Annotated in this window: 3 protein-coding genes and 1 pseudogene; 2 read left to right on the top strand and 2 right to left on the bottom strand. The window is 72.5% G+C overall.

Annotated features, from left to right (window positions below; genetic code table 11):
- Positions 1-386 (bottom strand): annotated as a pseudogene (locus tag ALMP_RS27705) (helix-turn-helix domain-containing protein); the annotation flags it as partial.
- A gap of 392 nt (positions 387-778) precedes the next feature.
- Between ALMP_RS27705 and ALMP_RS27700 the strand changes: the two are divergent.
- The gene (locus ALMP_RS27700) at positions 779-1,831 is read left to right on the top strand and encodes a DMT family transporter (protein WP_264933138.1); all 1,053 of its coding nucleotides are present in this window, start codon (positions 779-781) and stop codon (positions 1,829-1,831) included.
- On the opposite strand, the gene ALMP_RS27695 is transcribed toward ALMP_RS27700, so the two are convergent.
- The gene (locus ALMP_RS27695) at positions 1,821-3,050 is read right to left on the bottom strand and encodes a transglycosylase family protein (RefSeq protein WP_264933136.1); all 1,230 of its coding nucleotides are present in this window, start codon (positions 3,048-3,050) and stop codon (positions 1,821-1,823) included. The genes ALMP_RS27700 and ALMP_RS27695 overlap by 11 nt on opposite strands.
- Positions 3,051-3,279: 229 nt before the next feature.
- Between ALMP_RS27695 and gndA the strand changes: the two genes are divergently transcribed.
- Positions 3,280-4,719 carry an NADP-dependent phosphogluconate dehydrogenase gene (gene gndA, locus ALMP_RS27690; protein WP_264933134.1) on the top strand — a complete coding sequence of 480 codons (1,440 nt, stop codon included), beginning with the start codon at positions 3,280-3,282 and terminating at the stop codon, positions 4,717-4,719.
- Positions 4,720-5,010: the final 291 nt, after the last annotated feature.

Raw genomic sequence — 5,010 nt, 5'->3', positions numbered from 1 at the left:
GGCATTCGCGGTGAACCGGATCGACTGCCGGTGGTCCTTGCGGGACTTCAAGCGCGGTGCGCCCAGTTTCGGACCTTTGCGGGTGCCGGTGCGGGAGGCGAAGAAGTTGCGGCAGGCCCTCTCGGCGTCCCGCAGGGACTGCTGGAGGACCACCGCGGACACCTCGCCCAGCCAGGCACGCCCGGCTGTCTGCTTCGCCTCGGTGATCAGCTTCCGGGACAGCTGTCCGGCCGTCGGGAACGGCCGCCCGGCCGTCCGGCCGTCCGGGCGTCCTCGCGGGCGCGGACCGCGTCGTTGAACACGACGCGGGCGCACCCGAACGCCCTGGCCAGCGAGGCCTGCTGAGCGGCGTCCGGGTACAGGCGGAAGCTGTACCGAAGCTGCATGACGATCACACTAGGCACGTCGAACCCACGCCGTAACCGGGAACATCCGAGCGAGCCGTCACCGTCACCAAGCAGGGTCCGGCTCCGCCGGAACGTCACCGCGACGCTCCGCGTCGCGACCACCAGATTCGCTTCACCCCGGCCTGAAGGCCGGAGCACGGCGAATGAATACCGGTAGCAAGGATCGTGGGGGAACGTGGTCGGGGGGATCCCGGAGTTCTCACCCACCCTGGGGAGGACAGTGAGGCCGTCGTACTCCATCGGCAGTAGGACCCATTGAGTGCTCAGGGACGACGACGGGGAACAGATCGACAGGGCATCGTGTTCTTCATGAAAGCCGACCGTACGCCGCGCCGCGCACGACGCGCCCGCCTCCCGCAGAGGAGCAGCTCATGAGCGCCCTCGCGTTGTCCGTGCTCCTGTCGCTCGTGTCGGCCGTCGCCTACGCGGCCGGGGCGATCGTGCAGGAGCAGGTCGCGGTGTCCTCCCCCGGCGAACAGTACGCGCCGCTGCGCCGCACGGGCTGGTGGGCGGCGGTGGCGCTGAACGGTCTCGGCGGTGTGCTCCACGTGGTGGCGCTCGCCTACGGCCCCCTCAGCCTGGTGCAGCCGCTGGGCGCGCTGACCATCGTGGTCGCGCTGCCGATGGCGGCGGTGTTCGTCGGCCGCACGGCGGGGGCGACGGCCTGGCGGGGCGCGCTCATGGCGACGATCGGTCTTGCGGGTTTGCTGTCGCTGGTCGGCGCGGCCGACGCGCAGTCGCTGAGCACCCCGCAGCGGGTGGCCGCGGCGGTGCTCACGGGCGGCGCTGTCCTGGCGCTGATGATCGCCGGGCGGGCCGCGCACCGGCACCCGGCGGTGCGCAGCATGCTGCTGGCGACCGCGTCCGGCATCGCCTTCGGCATGTCGTCGGTGTTCACCAAGACCGTCGCCGTCGACTGGGCGGGCGGCGTCTCGGCGGCCGACCTGCCCTCGCTCGCCGTCATCGGCGTGCTGGCCACGGCGGGCATGCTGCTGTCGCAGGCCTCCTACAAGGGCGGCGGCCTCGCGGCCCCGCTGGCCACGCTGACCGTGGTCAACCCGGTGGTGGCGGCGGCGGTCGGCATCACGATGTTCGGTGAGACGTTCCGCTACGGCACCACGGGCACCGTGCTCGCGCTGGGCTGCGGTGTGGTGGCGGCGGGCGGTCTGATCCTGCTGACGACCGAGCGGCTCCAGGAGACCCACGCCCCGGCGCCGGCCCGGACGACGGCCGACGACCTGCTCGACGGTCTCCACGCCCTGGACGACTTCCCGCGGCAGCCGGCCCCGGCGCGGCGCGCGGAGCCGGCGGACGAGGCACGCGAGGACATCCTCGTCCTGCCGGTCGGTACCGCCGAGGCGATCGCGAAGGTGTACGTCCCGGCGCCGGCTCTCGACCGGCACCGGGTGCGGGTCAAATCCTGACGCCTCCGGCCCTCAGGTAGTCCACCGGGTCGATGTCGGAACCGAAACCGGGCCCCGTCCGCACCTCGAAGTGCAGATGCGGGCCCGAGCTGTTGCCGGTGGAGCCGGAGCGGCCGACGCGCTGTCCGGCGCTCACCGTCTGACCGTCCCGTACGGAGATCGCCGACAGGTGCGCGTACTGCGAGTAGCGGCCGTCGGTGTGCCGGACGACGACCTGGTAGCCGAAGGAACCGCCCCAGCCCGCGGTCACCACCTGGCCCGCCGCGACGGCCTGCACGGAGGTGCCGGTGGGCACGGGGAAGTCGACGCCGGTGTGGTAGCCCTTCGACCAGGAGGAACCGCGCGCGTGGTACGGCGTGCCCAGGGCCGCGTCGACCGGCGCGACCAGGGTGCGGGTCCCGGTGGTCTTCTTCTTCCCGGTCTGCTGGCCGGTCGTCTTCTTGTCGGTCTGCTGGCCGGACGTCTTCTTCTTGCCGGTCGTCTTCTTCTCCCCGGTCTGCGGGGAGGCGGCCTTGCCCGGGGCCGTGGGGGCGGTGGCCTTGGCGCGCAGGCTCAGCCGCTGGCCCGGCACGATCAGGTCGGGATCGGCGCCTATGGTCGCGCGGTTCGCGGTGTACAGGCGCTGCCAGCCGCCCCGGACCTCCTGCTCGTCGGCGATGCCGGAGAGGGTGTCGCCGCGGACGACGGTGTACATCTCGGCCGTGCCGGCCCGCGACTGCGGCGTGCTCTGCGGCTGCACGTCCCGCAGCGAGGTCCGCGCGGGCTTCCTCTTCTCGGACTGCGGCGCGGCCTCGGCCTGGGAGGCCTGCGTACCGGCCGGGTGGATGTCCGGGGTGTCGCCGCCCCGGGTCAGTCCGGCCCGGACCGAGCAGGCGGGCCAGGCGCCCGGCCCCTGGCCGTCCAGCACCTTCTCGGCGACGGCGATCTGCTGGTCCTTGGTGGCGAGATCGGCGCGGGGCGCGTACCGCGTGCCGCCGTACGCCTCCCAGGTGGACTGGGTGAACTGCAGCCCGCCGTAATAGCCGTTGCCGGTGTTGATGTTCCAGTCGTTGCTCGACTCACACGCGGCGACCTTGTTCCAGGTGTCCACGTCGGCCGCCTGTGCGGCCGTGGCGCCGATCAGCGGGATCGCCATACCGGCGCCACCTGCCGTGACCGTGAGTGAGGCGCGGTTGATCCTGTTCGGCTGATACCGGCGGTGCCGGCCGCGTACGGCCATGGAGATCCCCCTCGACATGCGTCAGGAGGGGCAAAAGTAAGGGGCGCTCACAGGCCGTGACAAGACGACTATCGGCCGCACTGGCTCAACTGAAGCGGGTGACACACCGGTTGCGCCGGGGTACGCGCCACGCGCGACAGGACGTGCGGCCCACGCACCGGCGCGCCAGGATGGTCGGCGGACCGTCACCGCGGCCCACGAGCACAGGATCCTTGAGGAGCCACACCGTATGAGCACTTCAGCCCAGATCGGCGTCACGGGACTCGCGGTCATGGGCCGCAATCTGGCCCGCAACTTCGCGCGCAACGGCTACACGGTCGCGGTGCACAACCGGACGCCGTCGCGCACGGACGCGCTGGTCGAGGAGTTCGGACACGAGGGCGACTTCGTCGCGGCCCGGACCGCCGAGGAGTTCGTGGCGGCGCTGGAACGGCCCCGCCGCCTGGTGATCATGGTGAAGGCCGGTGAGCCGACCGACGCGGTGATCCAGGAGTTCGCCCCGCTCCTGGAACCCGGCGACATGATCATCGACGGAGGCAACGCGCACTTCGCGGACACCCGGCGCCGGGAGCGCGAACTGCGCGAGCGGGGCCTGCACTTCGTCGGCACGGGCATCTCCGGCGGCGAGGAGGGCGCGCTGCACGGGCCGAGCGTCATGCCGGGCGGCTCGACGGAGTCGTACGCGTCGCTGGGGCCCATGCTGGAGCGGATCTCCGCGAATGCGGCGGACGGGGCGCCCTGTGTGACGCACGTGGGTCCGGACGGTGCCGGGCACTTCGTGAAGATGGTCCACAACGGCATCGAGTACGCCGACATGCAGCTGATCGGTGAGGCCTACCAGCTGCTGCGGGACGTGGCCGGCTACTCCCCCGCCGAGATCGCGGAGATCTTCCGCACCTGGAACACCGGCAGGCTCGACTCCTATCTGATCGAGATCACCGCCGAGGTGCTCTCGCACGTGGACGCGGCGACGGGCCGGCCGTTCGTGGACGTGGTGGTGGACCAGGCGGAGCAGAAGGGCACCGGCCGCTGGACCGTGCAGATCGCGCTGGACCTGGGCGTGCCGGTGTCGGGCATCGCGGAGGCCGTCTTCGCCCGGTCGCTGTCGGGCCACGCGGGGCTGCGGGAGGCCTCGCGGGGGCTGGCCGGGCCCAAGCCGGCCGCGCTGGACCGGGCGGAGGCGCAGGTCTTCGCCGACCGGGTGGAGCAGGCGCTGTACGCCTCGAAGATCGTGTCGTACACACAGGGCTTCCACGAGATCGCCGCGGGCAGCGAGGAGTACGGCTGGGACATCGACCTCGGCGCCGTCTCCGCGATCTGGCGCGGCGGCTGCATCATCCGCGCGGCCTTCCTCGACCGTATCCGCGCCGCGTACGACGCCCGGCCCGGCCTGCCGAGCCTGCTGTCGGACGAGACGTTCGCCCGGGAGATCGCCGCCGCGCAGGACTCCTGGCGGGAGGTGCTGGTGTCCGCGACCCTCCAGGGCGTTCCCACGCCGGGCTTCTCGGCGGCGCTCGCCTACTACGACGCGTTGCGCGCGGAGCGGCTGCCCGCGGCGCTCACGCAGGGGCAGCGGGACTTCTTCGGTGCGCACACGTATCGGAGGGTGGACCGGGAGGGCGCGTTCCACACGTTGTGGGGCGGGGATCGGTCGGAGGTCGACGCGTAGGGCGTGGGTGAGGGCGGCCGACGCTCGGGCGGGGCTGGTTCCGGGCCCAGTGGGTGGGTTGCGGACGAGTAAGGGGGGTTGGTCCGGGCCCCGGGCCGGTCGCGCGGTTTCCCACCCCTCTGACGGCGTTGCGGTGGGCGGCGTTCCCGGTCGCCCACCGATGGGGACGGTCAGGTGAGCGGAGCCCGGTCGCCCACCGATGAGGGGACGGTCAGGTGAGTGGAGGACCCGGTTCCGGGTTGGGGACGGGTTCGGGGCCCGGTGGGATCGGGGACGGGGAGGGCTCCGGGG

Origin of the sequence: Streptomyces sp. A012304 (assembly GCF_026008495.1) — a bacterium.
Taxonomy (GTDB): Bacteria; Actinomycetota; Actinomycetes; order Streptomycetales; family Streptomycetaceae; genus Streptomyces.
Note: the sequence above shows the minus strand (reverse complement) of the source record. Positions and strands in the feature narration are given on the sequence as shown.